This is a genomic window from Paenirhodobacter populi, assembly GCF_004022215.1.
GTDB classification, from domain to species: domain Bacteria; phylum Pseudomonadota; class Alphaproteobacteria; order Rhodobacterales; family Rhodobacteraceae; genus Rhodobacter; species Rhodobacter populi.
This window is the reverse complement of record NZ_SAUZ01000003.1, coordinates 60035-76680: the sequence shown is the minus strand read 5'-3', so window position 1 is coordinate 76680 and position 16646 is coordinate 60035. Positions and strand designations below refer to the sequence as shown.

The following is a 16646-nucleotide window of genomic DNA, read 5'->3' as shown; positions in this document are numbered from 1 at the left end:
CGGAGGCCGACGACTTCCTTTGCATCCTTGTGCCGGATCGGGCAAGGATGCGTCAGAATGATATCGCCGGGACAGGCGAAACCGGAAAGGCGGGACAGGTCATGATCGGCAGGATGATCCTTGGACATGTTCTTGCGGGGGCGGCGGTGGTGCTTTGCCTGCAGCCCGCGCTGGCGCAGCAGCCGGCCGCGACCCTCCGGGCGGGGGTGGTGCAGCTGTCGAAGGCACCGGTGCCGGTGACAGCGAACCTGTCGGGGCAGGCCTCGGCCACCCAGTCCGCCGCGATCCGCCCGCTTGTCGACGGCGTGGTGCGCGAGATCGCCTATCAGCCCGGCCATCCGGTGAAGGAAGGCGATCTGCTGTTTTCCATCGATCCGAAAAGCTATGACGCGGCGCTCGCCCTTGCCAAAGCCAGCCTGCAGAACGCGCAGGCGGCGCTGCCCGGCGCGCAATCGGCGCTGGACCGGGCCGAGCGGCTTGTCGGCACCAGCGTGACGCAGGAGGCGCTGGAAAGCGCGCGCGTCACCTTTGCGCAGGCGCAGGCCGCCATCGCCGAGGCCGAGGCCAGCGTCCAGACCGCCGAGATCAATCTGGAACGCACGCGGATCACCAGCCCGTTCGACGGCATCGCGGCGATCGCCAGCGTGTCGATCGGCGATCTGGTGACCAGCGGGCAATCGGACGCGCTGACCACGGTGACCAGCCTCGACCCGATCTACGTCGATCTGTCGGAGGCGAGCGCGCGCATGCTGCAACTGCGCGCCCGGGTGACCAGCGGCGCGATCAAGCCCGGCGACCGGATCGCGGCGCAGCTCAGGCTTGAAAACGGCGAGGCCTTCAAGGGCGAGGGGCAGCTCGACAGTGTGGGGGCCTCGGTCTCCACCACGACGGGCACGGTGAACGTCCGCTTCCGGTTCGCCAATCCCGACCGGCTGATCCTGCCGGGGATGTTCGTGCGGGCGGAGCTGACGCTCGGCACCGCCGACGCCTTCCTCGTGCCGCAGCTTGCCGCCACCTTGCAGGCCGACGGAACGCTGCGGCTGTTCGTGCTGGATGACAACGACACGGCGCAGGAACTGCGCGTGACCTCCATCGGCTCGACCGAGCGGGCCTGGATCGTGGCGGACGGGATCGCGGACGGCACGCGGCTGCTGGTCGACAATCTGGACAACATGAAGGCCGGGCAGAAGGTAGATCCGGTCGCGGCGACGATTTCCGATACCGGCATCGTCAGCGACAGCGCGGGCGAAAACTGATCCGATGGCGCGTTTCTTCATCCATCGTCCCGTCTTCGCCTGGGTTCTGGCCATCGTCACCATGCTGGCGGGGGTGCTGGGTCTGAACACCCTCGCCATTTCGCAATATCCCGAGGTGTCGCCGCCGACGGTGCGGATCTCGGCCACCTACAGCGGCGCCTCGGCCGAGGCGGTGGGCAATTCCGTCACCACGGTGATCGAGGATGCGATGACCGGGCTTGACGGGCTGATCTACATGACCTCCTCGTCCAGCCGCGGCACGGCCTCGGTCAACCTCGTCTTCGAGCAGAACATCGACCCCGAAAGCGCCCAGACCGAGGTGCAGAACAAGGTCCAGCTCATCCTCTCGCAACTGCCGGACACGGTGCAGGACGCGGGGGTGCGGGTGTCGCGCTCGACCTCCTCGATCCTGATGATCGGGGCGCTGGTCAGCGCCGATGGCCGCTACAACTCGGTCGAGCTGGCCGACATGCTCGACACGACGGTGCAGGGGCCGATCCAGCGGGTCGAGGGGGTCGGCTCGATCAACACCTTCGGGTCGGGTTATGCGATGCGGATCTGGCTCGATCCGCAGAGCCTCGTGCAATATGCGCTGACGCCCGCCGATGTGACGACGGCGATCGCGGCGCAGAATTCGACGGTGGCGGTGGGTTCGCTCGGCGACAATCCGGCCGTCGATGCCCAGCAGTTCACCGCCGAGGTGACGGCGCAGAGCCAGCTGCGCACCGTGGACGATTTCCGCAACATCCTGCTCAAGACCGGCACGGCGGGGGCGCAGGTCCGTCTGGGCGATGTCGCGCGGATCGAGGTCGGTCAGGAAACCTACGGGCAGGACAGCCGATTCAGCCGCCAGAACGCGGCGGGCTTCGGCATCAACCTTGCCACCGGGGCGAATGCCGTGGAAACGGCGCAGCGCGTGCGCGCGACGCTGGAAGGGATGAAGAACGCCTTCCCCGAAGGGGTCAGCGTCGAATATGCCTATGACACCTCGCCCTTCGTCGAGCTGTCGATCAACAAGGTGGTGCATACGCTGATCGAGGCGGTGATCCTCGTCTTCCTCGTGATCCTGATCTTCCTGCAGAACTGGCGCGCGACGCTGATCCCGACGATCGCTGTGCCGGTGGTGCTTCTGGGCACTTTCGGCATCCTGTCGCTGTTCGGCTATTCGATCAACACGCTGACGATGTTCGCCATGGTGCTGGCGATCGGCCTGCTGGTCGATGACGCGATCGTCGTGGTCGAGAATGTCGAGCGCGTGATGGAGGAAGAGGGATTGCCGCCGCGCGAGGCCACCGAGAAGAGCATGGGCCAGATCACCCCCGCGCTCGTCGGCATCGGGCTGGTGCTGTCGGCGGTGTTCCTGCCGATGGCCTTCATGTCGGGCTCGACCGGCATCATCTACCGGCAGTTTTCCGTCACCATCGTTTCGGCCATGGTGCTGTCGGTGCTGGTCGCGCTGATCCTGACGCCCGCTTTGTGCGCGACGCTGCTGCGGCCGCGCAAGGAAGGCGGCGGCATCGCCCCCGCGCGCTGGTTCAACCGCAATTTCGAGCGGATGACGCAGGGCTATCTGCACACCAACCAGCGCATCCTGAAACGGCCCTTCGCGGCGCTGGTGGCGCTGGCCTGCATCGGCGTTCTGGTGGGGGTGCTGTTCACGCGGATTTCCAGCTCGTTCCTGCCGCAGGAGGATCAGGGCGTGCTGATGACGATGATCACCCTGCCCGAAGGCTCGACCTCGCGCCAGACGCTCGATGTGGTGAAGAAGGTCGAGGATTACCTGCTGGACGACGAATCCGGCGCCGTGCAGACGACCTTCGCCACGCTCGGCTTCGGCTTTTCGGGCAATGCGCAGAACAGCGCGATGGTCTTCGTCAAGCTGAAGGATTTCGACCTGCGCAGCGGCGATGCGACCCTGTCGGCCAGCGCCGTGGTGCAGCGCGCAAATATGCATTTCATGCAGACGAACCGCGTCGGCACGGTGATGGTGCTGCAGCCCCCGGCGATTCAGGGGATGGGCACCACCTCGGGGTTCGAGATGTATCTGCTCGACCAGAGCGGCCGGGGCGTTCCGGCCCTGCGCGCGGCGGCGGATGCCCTTGTCGCGGCGGGCACGGCGGACGGGCGCGTCACCAACCTGCGCGGCAACGACAAGAAGGACAAGACCGCGATGCGGATCGACGTCGACCGGCAGAAGTCGTCGAGCTTCGGGCTGACGCTGTCCGAGGTCAACGCGATGCTGGCGACGATCTTTTCCGGCACCGATGTCAACGATTTCCAGATGGGAACCGTGCTGCGGCCCGTCTATGTGCAGGGCGACGCGCAATTCCGCATGCAGCCCGAGGATCTGTTCCGCTGGTCAGCGCGCAATTCGGACGGCGAGATGGTGCCCTTCCAGGCTTTCACCACCATCAACTGGGATACGGTGCCCTCGTCGCTCGACCGTTACGGCGGCACGGCGGCGATGCAGATTTCCGGCGCGCCCGCGCCCGGGGTCAGTTCCGGCGACGCGATGGACGCGATGGAGGAACTGGTCGCGAACCTGCCCGGCGGCTATGGCGTCGCCTGGACGGGGCTGTCCTATCAGGAACGGCTGTCCGGGTCGCAGGCGCCGATGCTCTACGCGATTTCGGTGCTGGTGGTGTTCCTCTGCCTCGCCGCGCTGTATGAAAGCTGGACCATCCCCTTCGCGGTCATGCTGGCGGTGCCGGTGGGGATCCTCGGCGCGCTGGCGGCGGCATTGCTGCTCGGCCAGTCGAACGACGTCTATTTCAAGGTCGGCCTGCTGACCACCATCGGCCTCGCGGCCAAGAACGCCATCCTGATCGTCGAATTCGCGGTCGAGCTACAGCGTCAGGGCAGGGGCCTGATCGAGGCGACGCTCGAGGCCGCGCGCCAGCGTCTGCGCCCGATCCTGATGACCTCGCTGGCCTTCATCCTCGGTGTCGTGCCGCTGGCCACGGCGACCGGGGCGGGGGCCGGGGCGCAGAACTCGATCGGCATCGGGGTGATGGGCGGCATGATCTCGGCCACGCTTCTGGGGGTGTTCCTGATCCCCGCCTTCTACGTCTGCGTAGGTAAACTCGTCCCGCTGAAAAAGGCTCCGGAATGAAACGACTGACCCTCTCGTTCTTGCTGCTTGCCACCGCTGCCTGCGCGCCGGTCGGGCCGGATTACCAGCGCCCCGGAATCGCGCTGACCCCGACCTTCAGCGAAAGCTCCGCCGGTCCGATCGGCGAGGTGGCGACCCGCGCCTGGTGGCGCAGCTTCAACGATCCGCTGCTGAACACGCTGGTCGATCGCGGGTTGAAGCAGAACCTCGGCATTGCCGGATCGCTCGAACGGATCCGCGCGGCGGAGGCGAGCCTGCGGGCCACGGGCGTTCCCTCGGCGGTCAGCGGCAGCCTGTCCGGCGCGGCAACCCGGTCTGGGTCGGATACGGCGGCCACCGGCACGGCCAACACCGGATCGCTGTCGGCGGGGCTGGTGCTGGACCTGTTCGGCGGCATCCGGCGCGAACGCGAAGGGGCGGCGGCCGATCTTGCCGCGGCCCATGCGGATGAGGGGACGGCGCGGCTGGCCTATCTGTCCTCGATCGTCGGCGCCTATATCGATGCGCGCTACTATCAGACGGCGATGGCGCTGACCCGCCAGACGATCCAGACGCGGGAAGAGACGCTGACCGTCACCCAGCAGAAATACGATGCCGGATCGGCCACACAGCTGGACGTCGCGCAGGTCTCGGCGCTGCTCGATTCCGCGCGGGCGGACCTGCCGGGGCTGGAGGCCGAGTTTCTGGCACAGGTCTACAGCATCGCCACGCTTCTGGGCGAACCGGCCGCGCCGCTCGTCACGCAGATGCAGCGCGGCGCGGCGCAGCCCCGGTCGCGCGGGGGGGAGGCGACCGGCATCCCGGCGGATCTGCTGCGCAACCGCCCGGACGTGCGCTCGGAGGAAATGGCGCTGGCCTCCGCAACCGCGGCGGTGGGCGTGGCGACGGCGGATCTGCTGCCCTCGCTGACCCTGTCGGGCAGCGTGACGCGCGGCGGCAACAACGCCTGGAGCTTCGGCCCCACGGTATCGCTGCCGCTGCTGTCGCAGCCCTCGCTCCGCGCGAGCCGGGACAGGGCGATTTCCGAGGCGCGGCAGGCCGAGATCACCTGGCGCAACACCGTGCTTGGCGCGGTCGAGGATGTGCAGGCCGCCTACAGCCGTTCGGTCCGGGATCGCAGGACCGTCGATCTGCTGGGCAATTCGGTCAACAGCTATGCCCGTGCCCTGCAACTGTCGCGCGACAGTTACGAACAGGGGGCGCTGTCGTTGCTCGACCTGCTCGACACCGACAGGTCGCTGGCCTCGGCGCGGCTCAGCCAGGCCTCGGCGGTGCAGTCGATGGCGGTGGACTGGGCGACGTTGCAGGTGGCGCTTGGCGCGGGGGCCTATGTCGGGTCGCAGACGGCCGGGGCGGCGGCGGCGCCCTGACGGGCGGGACCGATCCTTGCGCCGGGATCGCCGGATCCGGGCCGCGTCGCCCGACATTCGGGTGTCTCCTCCCGATCCCGGTGATATAGTCGCGCGGCAAGGAGACCTACATGAGCCCGGACCATTTCGACCTGCGCCGCTGCATTGGCGCGCTCAGCACCAGCTTTTCCAGCCGCCTCGGGGCAGGGGCCTCGCAGGAATACCATCGGCGGTTCGATATCGGCGTCGTGGAATGGCGCGTGCTGTGCCATCTGGCGGTGGAGCCCTGGTCGAACGTCATCGCCATGGCGAATTCGATCGGGCTGGACAAAAGCTCGGTCAGCCGGTCGCTGGCGGGGATGGAACAGCGCGGACTGGTCGAGATGCGCGACGGCCTGCGCCGCCGGCGCGAGGCCGCGCTGACCGATGAGGGGATGGCGCTGCATCGCGCGGTGCTGCCCGTCGCCCGGGCGCGGGAACGGGCGCTGCTGTCCGATTTCAGCCCCGAGGAGGTGGAACAGCTTCTGGGCTTCTTCCACCGGCTGATCGACAATCTGCCGCGGGTCGAGGAGGACGCCCTGATCCGCGACACCGCCGATCAGGCACCGTCCAGCGAGGCCAGCGCCGCCGCGCGCAGCAAGCGGTCTTCCTGAGCCACGACAAGATGCGCCGAGGCCTTCAGATAGGCCGGGAAGTCGGGATGCGTGTCGCGCGCCTGCCAGCGCGCCTCCATGTCGGTGAAATCGCGATAGGCCCAGAGATGGACCACCTGATTGAGCGGGCCGACCGTGCTGGTGTAGAAACCGATCGGGGGGCCGAGCGTCTCGATCAGCACGGGCATGGCGAGACGGTCGAAGACCTCTAGGAACTCGCCCATCCTGCGCGGCGCGATGGTGTAGTAGCGCAGGTTGACGAGCGGCCGGTCGGCGGGGGCGGTGAACATTGTCCTGTCCTTATTCTGCGGCGAGTTTGGTGGTGTCGCGGCCGATCCTGCCGGCGACCGACAGCGCGGCGACATAGCCGAAGGTCATGGCCGGGCCGATGGTGATGCCCGCGCCCGGATAGGCGCCCCCCATGATCGAGGCCGCATCGTTCCCCGCGGCCCAGAGCCCCGGAATCGGCACCCCGGACGCGTCCAGCACGCGGGACTGCGTATCGGTCACAAGGCCGGGGAAGGTGCCCAGATCCCCCATCACCAGCCGCACGGCATAGAACGGTCCCTGTTCGACCGGCGCGACATTGGGGTTCGGCTTGTGGTCCGCATCGCCCAGATAGCGGTTGAAGCCGGAACCGCCGCGCCCGAACTGCCGGTCCTCGCCCTGCCGCGCGCCGGCGTTGTAGGCCGCGATCTCGTCCGTCAGCGCCTCGGGATCGACGCCGATCTGCCCCGCCAGATCCGCGATCGTGCGGCCCCGCTTCAGATAGCCCGAGCGGATATGCGCGCCAAGCGGCATCGGATAGGGCTTCACGAAGCCGATCCCGTATTTGCGCACGGTGCGGTGGTCGGCGATCAGCCAGCCCTCGGTTTTGCCAAGGCCGCGGCAGGCCTCGATCATCGCGGCGCCGACGTCGTGGTAGGAATGGCTTTCGTTCACGAAGCGCCGCCCCTTGGGCGAGACGATGACGAAGCCCGGCTTGTAGCGGTCCACCAGATGCGGGAAGGCGATCTCGCCGGAACCGTAGGGCACCTTCGAGACCGGCATCCATGCCGCGCCATTCGGCAATCCCTGCGACAGATGCCCGCCCGCGGTTTCGCCAAGGCTGATCCCGTCGCCGGTATTGTCCTCGGGCACGGGGGTGAAATGTTCGCCGCCTTCGCGCAGGTGCGGGTAGATCGCGCCGGTGCGCCTGCCGTCGCGGGCAAAGCCACCCGCCGCGAGGATGACGCCCTTCGTGGCCCGGATCTCGCGCCGCGCGCCGTCGATTGTGGCCGCGACGCCGGTGATCCGGTCGCCTTCATGCAGCAATTCCTGCACCGGCGCGTCGGTGATGATGTCGATCCCCAGATCGAAGGCCGATTTCGCCAGTCGCGCCGCCAGCGCATTGCCCGATGTCAGCTGCACCCCGCGCCCGTAGCGCGCCAGATGCAGCAGATGGATGCCAAGCCGCTTGGCGACATAGGCGGCCGAAACCGGGGATTTGGTGAAATTGAAGAAATGTTTCAGGTCGTTGTTCGAGGAATTGAACATCATGCCCATGAAGGTGATGGTCTTCAGCGGCGGCCGCAGGCGCCTGAATTCCTTGCCCAGACGCCGGCCGTCATAGGCGGCGGCGGTGACGGAGCGGCCGATCTGCACCCCGCCGGGGGCCTCGGGGTGATAGTCGGGATAGAGCGAGGGGGTGAACTTCACCTCGGTCTGGCTTTCCAGAAAGCGCAGCATTTCCGGGCCGTGATCCAGATAGGCATCGACGAAAGCGGCATCGTATTTGTTGCCCGCCTCATGGCGCATGTAGGTGTGGACGGCGGCGCGGTCGACCTTGGCGCCCCCGTCGGCGGGGCTGCGGTCCTCGAAATGCGGGTTGCCGGGGATCCAGGCGACGCCGCCGGAAAAGGCCGTGGTGCCGCCGAAGACGGGCGCCTTTTCCAGAACCACGACCGTCAGGCCCGATTTCCGGGCGGTGATGGCCGCGGTCAGCCCGGCGGCGCCGGACCCCACGACGACGACATCATAAGCGTTGAGCAGCGACATGGCATGTTTCCTTTCGATCATTCGGCCGGGGCCGGTTGCGCAATGGCGGGCAGGGCACGTTCGCGCACGAACAGCGCCGCCGTGCCCGCGATCACCAGCGGGATGGCAAAGACGGCCAGCAGCGCGGCGAGGCTCAGCCCCTGTCCGATCAGCACCCCGCCCAGCAAAGGCCCGATCACCGCGCCAAGCCGCCCGATCCCCATCGCCCAGCCGATCCCGGTCGAGCGGATTTCCGGCGGGTAAAGGGCGGCGGCCAGCCCGTAAAAGGCGTTGAACCCGCCGTTCGTGGTGAACCCCGCGCAGAACGCCAGCGCGAGCGTCACCGCCAGCGCCACCGTGACGTAGCCGAAGGCCGCGACCACCAGCGCCCCGCAGACCATCGCGAAGAAGGTCACCCTTTGCAGCCCGTAGCGCGTTCCGAGCGCGCCGATCGCCAGCGTTCCGACAAAGCCGCCAAGGTTGAACAGCGCGCCCGCATAGATCGCCTTGTCGACGGCCAGCCCCGACTGCACCGACAGCTGCGTGATCCATGACACGAGGAAATAGAAGGTCATGAACCCCATGATGATCGCGAGCCACAGGCACAGCGTGCCCACCGCGCGGCCATCGGAAAAGACCGCACCGACCGAGGCGCGCCGCGCCGCGACCTTCGGCGGCAGCGCGTGCAGCGGCGGCTCGCCCAGACGCCGCAGGACGGTGTTCAGCTTGCGCAGCGCGTCCTCTGGCTGGATCCGCTTCAGATAGTCGATGGATTCGGGCAAGATCACCACGACGACCGGCAGGACGATCAGCGATACGATCCCCGCCGCCAGAAGCGCCCCGTGCCAGCCCCAGACCGGCAGGAAATGCGCGATGGTCAGCCCCGTCACCACCGCGCCAAGCGGATAGCCCGCGATGGCGACGGCGACGACCATGCCCTGTTGTCCGCGCGGGGCGAAATCGGCGGCCATGGTCGTGACGCTTGCAAGGAAGGCGCCCACCGACATGCCGATGATGGCGCGCAGGGCGATCAGCTCATACAGGTTGCGGGACTGGCTGCTGGCGATCATCGCGGCGGTGATCACCGTCAGCAGGGTGAGGATCAGCGGCCGGCGCCCGAACCTGTCGGCCAGCGGCGCGATGAAGAGCCCGCCGATCGCCATCCCGGCAAGCGAGGCGGAAAAGACCGTGCCGAGCGCCTCGGGGCTCAGCGCCCAGTCCTGTTTCAGGACCGGCGCGACATAGGACATGATCACGATGTCCATTCCGTCGATGGCGTTGAGCAGGAAGCAGATGAAGACGACGGCGACCCGCAGCGGGGTCCAGCCTCCGGCGGGCGGGCCTTCGGACAGGCGCGCGGCGGATGTGTGATGCGTCATGATTTCCTCCCAAAAATCAGACAATTGATCCCGCCGCGGGAATGCTGTCCCACGGTGCCGGAATGACAAATGTCGATGACCCCCTTGGCCGTCGTCTCCTCCTGACGGCCCTGTCGCAAAAGTTACGCAGGAAGTTCCTCGCGGTCAATTTATTTGTTGCGACTGCAACATACATTTTCCGCGATACTGGCTATGCCATTGAAAATGCTGGAAGTGATCCGGGGCGCTGGCCACATGGTTTCGCGCCGATGGCCTGGGGCTGGAGCATTTCCGGGCGCAATCCTGCGGCCGAGGTCCGGAACAGGCCCGGGCGTGTCGGCGCGGATTCTGCCACGGCGCGGGGCAGGCCGGATGGCGCGGGTGCCGTGTGATGGGAACCCTGTGCTGTCACCGCCGCGTCGAATGATGGTCCGTTCGGAACGCAAAAGGCTGGCGGGGTGTGTCCACCCCGTCAGCCTCATCCGCCGGTTCGCGGGGCAGGCCGCGGTTCCTTCAGCGGGTGGTGATGCCGATCATCGCCCTGACCTTGCTGCCGTCGGTGAAGCGCGACAGGCGGAAGGGCGTCGGATCGACGATGGGCGTGTGCCCCGAGACGAGATCCGCCGCCAGCCGCCCCGCCCCCGGCCCGAGGCCGAAGCCGTGCCCCGAAAATCCGGTCGAGACGAACAGCCCCGGCACCCCGTTCTTCACCCCCTCGGTGGGCGAGATCGCGGGGATCACGTCGGGCAGCACGTCGATCTGACCGGCCCAGTATTGCTCGACCGTGGCATCGGCAAAGGTGGGCCACGCGCCCTTGACGTCGGCAAGCATCCGGTCCGCCCGGCGCTTGTCGGGGATCGGGTCGAGGATGCGGGTTTCCTCGAACGGGGTGCGGTCGTTCGGGCCCCATTTGCGGGCGGTGCGCAGCCCTTCGAGCGTCTGCCGCCCGACCGTCATCCGCAGGCCGCGCCATTCGTTCTTCAGCGTCGGCAGGAAGGCCTTGAACAGGCGGAAGCTGTCGGGCGTGATCTCGAACCGGCTGGTGTTGGAACCGGCGATCGTATAGCCGCCGTCATAGCGGTGCCGGACGGTGAAGTCCTTGTATTTCACCGTGCCGTCGGGGCCGTCGGGGATGGGGCTGGTGCGCAGCACCGTGCTGGTGGTGCGCAGCTGCGGCAGATAGATGCCCATGTTGTTCAGGAACAGCCGCGACCATGCCCCGCCCGCCAGCAGCACCGCCGAGCAGCGGATCGTGCCCTTTTCCGTCACCACGCCCGAGACGCGCCCGCCCGCGGTCTCGATCACCCGCACCGCGCAGTTCTGATGCACGGTGCCGCCGCGTTCGCGGAGCGCGCGGGCGACGGCGGGGGCGGCCTTCTGCGGCTCGGCGCGGCCATCCTCGGGGTTGTACATCGCGCCCTTGATGTCGAGGCTGAGGCCCGGAAACCGTTCGAGAGCCTCGGCCGCCGGGATCAGCCGCGCCGGGATCTGATACTTGTTCTGTTCGGCGATCGCCTCTTCGGCATCGGCGACATCGGCATCGGTGGCCAGCGTGAAGGTGATGCCGCATTTGCGGTAGCCGGTATCGGCGCCGACCCGTTCGTTGATCGTCTGCCAAAGGCGGACGGATTCGACCATCAAGGGCATTTCGCGCGGGTCGCGGTGCGACAGCCGCACCCAGCCCCAGTTGCGGCTGGATTGTTCGGCGCCGACCTGTCCCTTTTCGCACAGCGCGACGCGCAGGCCGCGATCGGCGAGTTCGAGCGCCGCGCAACTGCCGGCGATGCCGCCGCCGATGACCACCACATCGACGGATTGCGGCAATACCGGGTCGCTTTCGACCGGGTCCAGCTTTGGTCCGGGCATGACTTCTCTCCTGTTTCTTCCGCGCGCGGGTTATGCCGGAGGCGCTTGCATGTGGGCGCCGTCCGGGGGCCGGGCGGCGGGAAATCCGGGTTCAGGCGTGGGGCGGCAGCGGCACCCGCGCGGCGATGGCGCGCAGATCGTCGCGCAGCCGGTAGCCGACCAGCGCGAGCTGCGGGGCGAAGCTCATATAGCGGGGCTGGCGGCTGAGGGGTTCGAGGCGCAGCGAAAGGTCCGCCTCGGGCACGCCCATCGCCCATTCGAACAGGATGCCGCCCAGCATGGATCCCGTCGGCACGCCACGCCCCGACAGGCCGGTCATCGCCACCACCCCGGGTGCGAGGCCGTAAAGCCGCGGGATCGTCAGCCGCTGCATGTCAAGCTCGCCATACCACAGGAAGGGCCAGTCGATCTTTTCGCGGATGCCGGGGTGCAGCCATTTCAGCCGGTCGGTCATCACCTGCCGCGTATAGGCCATGTCGCGCCCGCGCCGTCCCATCGGGAACATCGAGGCGACGATGCGGTTCTCGGCATTGTATTTGTAGACGTAGATGTCACCGCGCCCGTCGTGGATGGTGGTGCGCTTCGGCAGGCAGGCGGCGCGGCTTTCGGCGGACAATGGCTGCGTCGCGGCGACAAACACCCGCATGATGCGGAAGGTTTCCTCAAGCTCGGGCCAGCCGCCGACGGTATAGGCGCCGGTGGTGAAGATGACCTTCTCGGCCAGCACCTCGCCCGCCGATGTGCGCACCGCCCATTTCCCCTCGCGCGGTTCGCAGCCGGTGACGGCGGAGCCGGTGAAGATCCGCCCGCCTTCGGCCATCACCGCCCGGCCGAGCCCGCGCGCATAGCCAAGCGCGTTGAGCCCGCCCGCCTCTTCATGCAGCCACCCGCCCAGATAGCGCGGCGAGCCGGTGATCGCCTCGGCCTCGGCGCGGTCGAGCATCCGGGTCCGCGCGCCGATGGCGTTGTAGTCGCGGACCCGCGCCTCCAGCACGCGCATATGGTGCGGAAACTGCGCGCCCTGCACATAGCCGTTCTGTTCCCATTCGCAGTCGATGTTGTAGCGGGCGATCATCTCGCCCACCTTGTCATTCGCCCGCGTCTGGCGGTGGATCAGCCGCTCGGCCCAAGGCTCGCCCAGAACCTTGCGCAGGTCCGGCAAGGAGAAATGGGTGAAGGTCGGCGTGCAGTGCCCGGCATTGCGCCCGGATCCGCCATAGCCGATCTCCTTGCGTTCCAGCACCACGACCGACACGCCCTTGCGCGCGAGTTCCAGCGCCGTGGTCAGCCCCGCATAGCCCGCGCCGACGACACAGACATCCGCCGTCTCGCGCCCCGCAAGCGCCGTGGTTTCCGGCGGGGCGGCGGCGGTCGCATACCAGAGCGAGGCCTCGAAAGGCGAAAACTTTCCATCCGTCATCATTTCAGATCCGTGCGGCTGTCGAAGGCGTCGCGCAGACCGTCCCCGATGAAGTTGAACCCGGTCACCGCCATGGTGATCGCGACGCCCGGCACGATGGCCAGCCACGGCGCCGATTGCAGATATTGCTGCGCGCCGTTGAGCATGTTGCCCCAGCTCGGCAAGGGCGGCTGGATGCCATAGCCGAGGAAGGAGATATAGGCTTCGAGCAGGATCGCGCGGGCGACGGTCAGCGTCGCAGCCACGATGATCGGGCCGATGGCGTTGGGCAGCAGTTCGCGGAACATGATCCAGCGCCCGGACAGGCCCAGCATCCGCGCCGCCTGCACGAAATCGCGGTCGCGCAGGGATTTCACCTCTGCCTCGACGATGCGGGCGACCTCCATCCAGCTTGTCGCGGCGATGATCAGCGCGATCATCGCCGGGCCGGGCTTGATGAAGGCCGCAAGCACGAGCAGCAGGAAGACCGAGGGAAAGGCGAGGAAGGCATCGACGATGCGCATCAGCACCGCCGCGACCCGCCCGCCGTAATAGCCCGCGACCACGCCGACGACCGAGCCGATGGTGGTGGCGATGACCATCACCGCGAAGCCGATGCTCATCGACACCTGCCCGGCGTGGAACAGCCGCGCCGCCAGATCGCGGCCCAGAGGATCGGTGCCGAAGATATGCCCGCCGGTCATCGGCGGCGCAAAGCGGGCGCGCAGGTCGATATACAGCTCGTCATAGGGCAGGAACCATGGGCCTGCGAAGCAGACAACCGTCAGCATCGCCACCATGAACACGCCCAGAAGCGCGAGCTTGTGCGACAGGAAGCGGCGCAGGGCGCGGGAACGGATGAACTGGCGCGGCGCGGCCGCGGTATCGGTCAGGGACATCTCTTGCCTCATTCCAGACGGACGCGGGGGTCGATCAGCGCGATGGTCAGATCGGCGGCGAGATTGCCGATCACGACGAAGATGGCCGAGGTCATCAGCAGCCCCATGACCACCGGGTAATCGGAATAGCCGAGGCTATCGAGGAACAGCCGCCCCATCCCGGGCCAGGTGAAGACCGTCTCGGTCACCAGCGCGCCGCCAAGCAGCGTGGGCAGTTGCAGACCCGCCAGCGTGATCATCGGGATCAGCGCGTTGCCGACGATATGCTTGAACAGCACCCGCCGCCGGGGCAGCCCCTTGGCGCGGGCGGTGCGGACGAAATCCTGATTGATGACGTTCAGCGTCGCGGTGCGCATGTAGCGGCTCCAGATCGCCAGATCGACGAGCGCGAGCACCATCGCCGGCAGCACCAGATGGCGGGCGTAGTCGAGGATCGAACCGTCCCCGGCCGTATACATGTTCCCCGCCGGAAACCAGCCGAGGTTCAGCGAGAAGACATAGATCGCCACGAGGCCGAACCAGAAGGTCGGGATCGACAGTGCCACCATGGCAAGGACGGTCATCGTGTAGTCGAAGACCGAGCCGCGGCGGATCGCGCTGACGATGCCGATGGTCGAGCCGATCGAGACGGCCAGAATGGTCGACGTCACCATCAGCAGCAGCGTGGCGAACAGGTGGCTGCCGATGATCTTCAGCACCGGCTGCCCGTCGCGGTAGGACACGCCCCAGTTGCCCGCCAGCATGTGGCGCAGCCATTCCAGATACTGGATGATGACGGGACGGTTCAGGCCCATCTGCTCGGCGATGCGGTCGAGCTGTTCCTGCGTCATCCCGGGCGACAGCGCGAATTGCGACAGCGGCCCGCCCGGCGCGAGGCTGAGCACGACGAAGCCGATGAACGACACGAGAAGAAGCAGGATGGCGCTTTGCCAAAGTCGGCCAAGGACGTAACGCAGCATCGGCGGTCTCCCGTTACAGGGTCAGGGTGGCAGGGCCGGGGCGCGCGGGAACGCCCCGGCCCCGGCGGATCACATCTTCCAGGTGTTGACGTTCCAGGTGTCGATGCGGTTGTTCACGTTCGGCACGGGGCCGGTGACGTTCTCCTTGCGGCCTTTGACCACCGCGTATTGATACAGCGGCAACAGCGGCAGGTCGTGGCGGATCAGTTCCTGGATCTTCTGGTAGATCGGCTTGCGGTCCTCGGGCACGAAGGTTTCGCCGCCCTGCTTGAACAGCGCGTCGACCTCGGGGTTCTGGTAGCAGGTCGTGTTCTGCCCGGCGCCGCCGCGGGCCGCGGAATTGGCCGACATGAAGTAGTCGGAATTGTCCGGGTCCGCGCCCAGCAGGGTGTTCATCCCGACGATGCAGGTGTCGAACTGCGACTGCATCCAGAATTCGCCCCACATGACCGCGGGCGGCAGGTTCGAGATCGTCATCTCGACGCCGATTTCCTTGAAGGTCTGCTGGATGAACTGCTGCGCCTGTTCGCGCAGATGGTTCCCCGCCGTGGTCGAATTGGTGAAGCTCAGCTTCACGCCATCCTTCGCGCGGATGCCGTCGGGACCTTTCGCCCAGCCCGCGTCGTCCAGCAGCTTGTTCGCGGTGTCGAGGTTGAATTCATGCTTCGGCAGGTCCGGGTTGTAGTAGTAGGACTGCTGCGGCATGTAGGTCTCGGTCACCTGCGGAATGCCGTAGTAGAGCGCGTCGATGATGGATTGCTTGTCGATCGCCGCATACAGCGCCTGACGCACCGCAAGCTCCTGAAACTGCGGGCGCATCATGTTCAGCGCGAAGGATTCGAACGATCCGGCGCCGGCGATCTCGACCGTCTTGCCGGGCAGGGCCTTGGCTTCCTCGTAATGGTCGGGGGTGATCCACTGGAGGCCCACCACATCGACATCGCCCGATTTGAACTGCGTATACATCACGTTCAGATCGGGGATGTATTTGACGATCAGGGTTTTGATGAACGGCCCTTCGCCGTGATAATCCGGGTTGGCCTCGAGCCGGATGTGGTCGCCCGCCATCCGTTCCTTCCACACGAAGGGGCCGGTGCCGATGGGCGCATTGTTGAAGGGCGCGCTGTTGCGGTCGGCCACGCCGTCGAACGCATGTTTCGGCACGATCCAGGTCGAGCCCAGAACCGCCGCCATCGGCGCGAAGGGCTGGGTCATCGTCCAGGTCAGCTCGGTCGGCGAAACGACGGTGATGTCCTTCATCAGGTTGTAGCCGGTGGTCCGCCAGGACCGGAAATCCGGGTCTACCGGCAGTTCGAGGCTGAACTTCACATCCTCGGCGGTGAAGGGCGTGCCGTCGTGCCAGGTCACCCCTTCCTTGAGCTTGATCTTCCAGCTCAGCCCGTCGGCCGAGATGCCGCCATTCGCGACCGTCGGCACCTCGGTCACCAGGACGGGGTAAAGCTCGCCCTTCGGATCGAAGGTGAAGAGCGTGTCGAAGACGGCGAAATGGATGCCCTCGTCGACCTCGATATGCGGCATGAACGGGTTGAAGACCGTCGGCTCCTGCGAAAAGGCCAGGATGAGCTGGCCCGTCGCATCGGCCCCGGCGGCAAGGGCGGCGCTGCGCCCGATCGCCGAGGGCAGCATGAGCGCGCCGGCCCCGGCGCCCATCAGGCGAAGGGCGGTGCGGCGGCTGGGGCGGAAAGGTGAATTGCGGTTCGGGTCGTCGGTCATGTCGTGCTCCCTGTTGGCGGAACGATGATGGGCGGCGTTTTCGCC

At 67.1% G+C, this 16646-nt stretch carries 13 protein-coding genes; 5 read left to right on the top strand and 8 right to left on the bottom strand.

What is annotated here, in order from left to right; genetic code table 11:
• Nucleotides 1–47: 47 nt before the first annotated feature.
• The 4 genes from D2T30_RS03495 to D2T30_RS03480 all read left to right on the top strand — a co-directional run bounded on the left by D2T30_RS03495 (nucleotide 48) and on the right by D2T30_RS03480 (nucleotide 6370).
• Nucleotides 48–1256: an efflux RND transporter periplasmic adaptor subunit gene (locus D2T30_RS03495; RefSeq protein WP_164884190.1), complete on the top strand. Its 1209-nt coding sequence runs from the start codon at nucleotides 48–50 to the stop codon at nucleotides 1254–1256.
• Between the two features lie 4 nt (nucleotides 1257–1260).
• The gene (locus D2T30_RS03490; RefSeq protein ID WP_128207662.1) at nucleotides 1261–4368 is read left to right on the top strand and encodes a multidrug efflux RND transporter permease subunit; all 3108 of its coding nucleotides are present in this window, start codon (nucleotides 1261–1263) and stop codon (nucleotides 4366–4368) included.
• Complete coding sequence (locus tag D2T30_RS03485) at nucleotides 4365–5738, top strand: efflux transporter outer membrane subunit (protein ID WP_128207661.1); 1374 nt, start codon at nucleotides 4365–4367, stop codon at nucleotides 5736–5738. The genes D2T30_RS03490 and D2T30_RS03485 overlap by 4 nt, the downstream gene beginning before the upstream one ends.
• Before the next feature lie 110 nt (nucleotides 5739–5848).
• Entirely contained in the window at nucleotides 5849–6370 is a 522-nt protein-coding gene (locus tag D2T30_RS03480; RefSeq protein ID WP_128207660.1) for a MarR family winged helix-turn-helix transcriptional regulator, read from the top strand.
• Here D2T30_RS03480 and D2T30_RS03475 read toward each other — a convergent pair.
• From D2T30_RS03475 to D2T30_RS03465, 3 genes are read right to left on the bottom strand one after another with little or no spacing between them, the layout of a single operon-like run.
• Nucleotides 6316–6660, bottom strand: coding sequence for an NIPSNAP family protein (locus D2T30_RS03475; RefSeq protein ID WP_128207659.1), 345 nt, complete (start codon nucleotides 6658–6660; stop codon nucleotides 6316–6318). The two genes, D2T30_RS03480 and D2T30_RS03475, sit on opposite strands and share 55 nt — an antisense overlap.
• A 10-nt stretch (nucleotides 6661–6670) precedes the next feature.
• On the bottom strand, nucleotides 6671–8407 hold the full coding sequence (locus tag D2T30_RS03470) for an FAD-dependent oxidoreductase (RefSeq protein WP_128207658.1): 1737 nt from the start codon (nucleotides 8405–8407) through the stop codon (nucleotides 6671–6673).
• A 17-nt stretch (nucleotides 8408–8424) separates the two neighbouring features.
• Nucleotides 8425–9765, bottom strand: coding sequence for an MFS transporter (locus D2T30_RS03465; protein WP_128207657.1), 1341 nt, complete (start codon nucleotides 9763–9765; stop codon nucleotides 8425–8427).
• A 62-nt stretch (nucleotides 9766–9827) separates the two neighbouring features.
• On the opposite strand from D2T30_RS03465, the gene D2T30_RS03460 reads away from it, so the two are divergent.
• Nucleotides 9828–10136 (top strand): hypothetical protein, encoded by a 309-nt coding sequence (locus D2T30_RS03460; RefSeq protein ID WP_128207656.1) that lies wholly within the window; start codon nucleotides 9828–9830, stop codon nucleotides 10134–10136.
• Between the two features lie 121 nt (nucleotides 10137–10257).
• On the opposite strand, the gene D2T30_RS03455 is transcribed toward D2T30_RS03460, so the two are convergent.
• From D2T30_RS03455 to D2T30_RS03435, 5 genes are all read right to left on the bottom strand, one after another.
• Entirely contained in the window at nucleotides 10258–11610 is a 1353-nt protein-coding gene (locus D2T30_RS03455; protein ID WP_128207655.1) for an NAD(P)/FAD-dependent oxidoreductase, read from the bottom strand.
• A gap of 91 nt (nucleotides 11611–11701) precedes the next feature.
• A complete protein-coding gene (locus D2T30_RS03450; RefSeq protein WP_241651189.1) occupies nucleotides 11702–13033 on the bottom strand; it encodes an NAD(P)/FAD-dependent oxidoreductase in 1332 nt (443 codons plus the stop codon).
• Nucleotides 13030–13908, bottom strand: coding sequence for an ABC transporter permease (locus D2T30_RS03445; protein WP_128182755.1), 879 nt, complete (start codon nucleotides 13906–13908; stop codon nucleotides 13030–13032). Before D2T30_RS03445 ends, D2T30_RS03450 begins: the two co-directional genes overlap by 4 nt.
• Before the next feature lie 8 nt (nucleotides 13909–13916).
• Nucleotides 13917–14867, bottom strand: coding sequence for an ABC transporter permease (locus D2T30_RS03440; RefSeq protein ID WP_128207654.1), 951 nt, complete (start codon nucleotides 14865–14867; stop codon nucleotides 13917–13919).
• A gap of 69 nt (nucleotides 14868–14936) precedes the next feature.
• Complete coding sequence (locus D2T30_RS03435) at nucleotides 14937–16601, bottom strand: peptide ABC transporter substrate-binding protein (RefSeq protein ID WP_128207653.1); 1665 nt, start codon at nucleotides 16599–16601, stop codon at nucleotides 14937–14939.
• Between the last annotated feature and the right edge of the window lie 45 nt (nucleotides 16602–16646).

What these genes read in the sequence shown, in the direction of transcription:
- D2T30_RS03450 (WP_241651189.1), bottom strand. Translation starts at nt 13,033, where the DNA reads ATGATGACGGATGGAAAGTTTTCGCCTTTCGAGGCCTCGCTCTGGTAT.
- D2T30_RS03475 (WP_128207659.1), bottom strand. Translation starts at nt 6,660, where the DNA reads ATGTTCACCGCCCCCGCCGACCGGCCGCTCGTCAACCTGCGCTACTAC.
- D2T30_RS03455 (WP_128207655.1), bottom strand. Translation starts at nt 11,610, where the DNA reads ATGCCCGGACCAAAGCTGGACCCGGTCGAAAGCGACCCGGTATTGCCG.
- D2T30_RS03490 (WP_128207662.1), top strand. Translation starts at nt 1,261, where the DNA reads ATGGCGCGTTTCTTCATCCATCGTCCCGTCTTCGCCTGGGTTCTGGCC.
- D2T30_RS03465 (WP_128207657.1), bottom strand. Translation starts at nt 9,765, where the DNA reads ATGACGCATCACACATCCGCCGCGCGCCTGTCCGAAGGCCCGCCCGCC.
- D2T30_RS03435 (WP_128207653.1), bottom strand. Translation starts at nt 16,601, where the DNA reads ATGACCGACGACCCGAACCGCAATTCACCTTTCCGCCCCAGCCGCCGC.
- D2T30_RS03480 (WP_128207660.1), top strand. Translation starts at nt 5,849, where the DNA reads ATGAGCCCGGACCATTTCGACCTGCGCCGCTGCATTGGCGCGCTCAGC.
- D2T30_RS03440 (WP_128207654.1), bottom strand. Translation starts at nt 14,867, where the DNA reads ATGCTGCGTTACGTCCTTGGCCGACTTTGGCAAAGCGCCATCCTGCTT.
- D2T30_RS03495 (WP_164884190.1), top strand. Translation starts at nt 48, where the DNA reads ATGCGTCAGAATGATATCGCCGGGACAGGCGAAACCGGAAAGGCGGGA.
- D2T30_RS03485 (WP_128207661.1), top strand. Translation starts at nt 4,365, where the DNA reads ATGAAACGACTGACCCTCTCGTTCTTGCTGCTTGCCACCGCTGCCTGC.
- D2T30_RS03460 (WP_128207656.1), top strand. Translation starts at nt 9,828, where the DNA reads ATGACAAATGTCGATGACCCCCTTGGCCGTCGTCTCCTCCTGACGGCC.
- D2T30_RS03445 (WP_128182755.1), bottom strand. Translation starts at nt 13,908, where the DNA reads ATGTCCCTGACCGATACCGCGGCCGCGCCGCGCCAGTTCATCCGTTCC.
- D2T30_RS03470 (WP_128207658.1), bottom strand. Translation starts at nt 8,407, where the DNA reads ATGTCGCTGCTCAACGCTTATGATGTCGTCGTCGTGGGGTCCGGCGCC.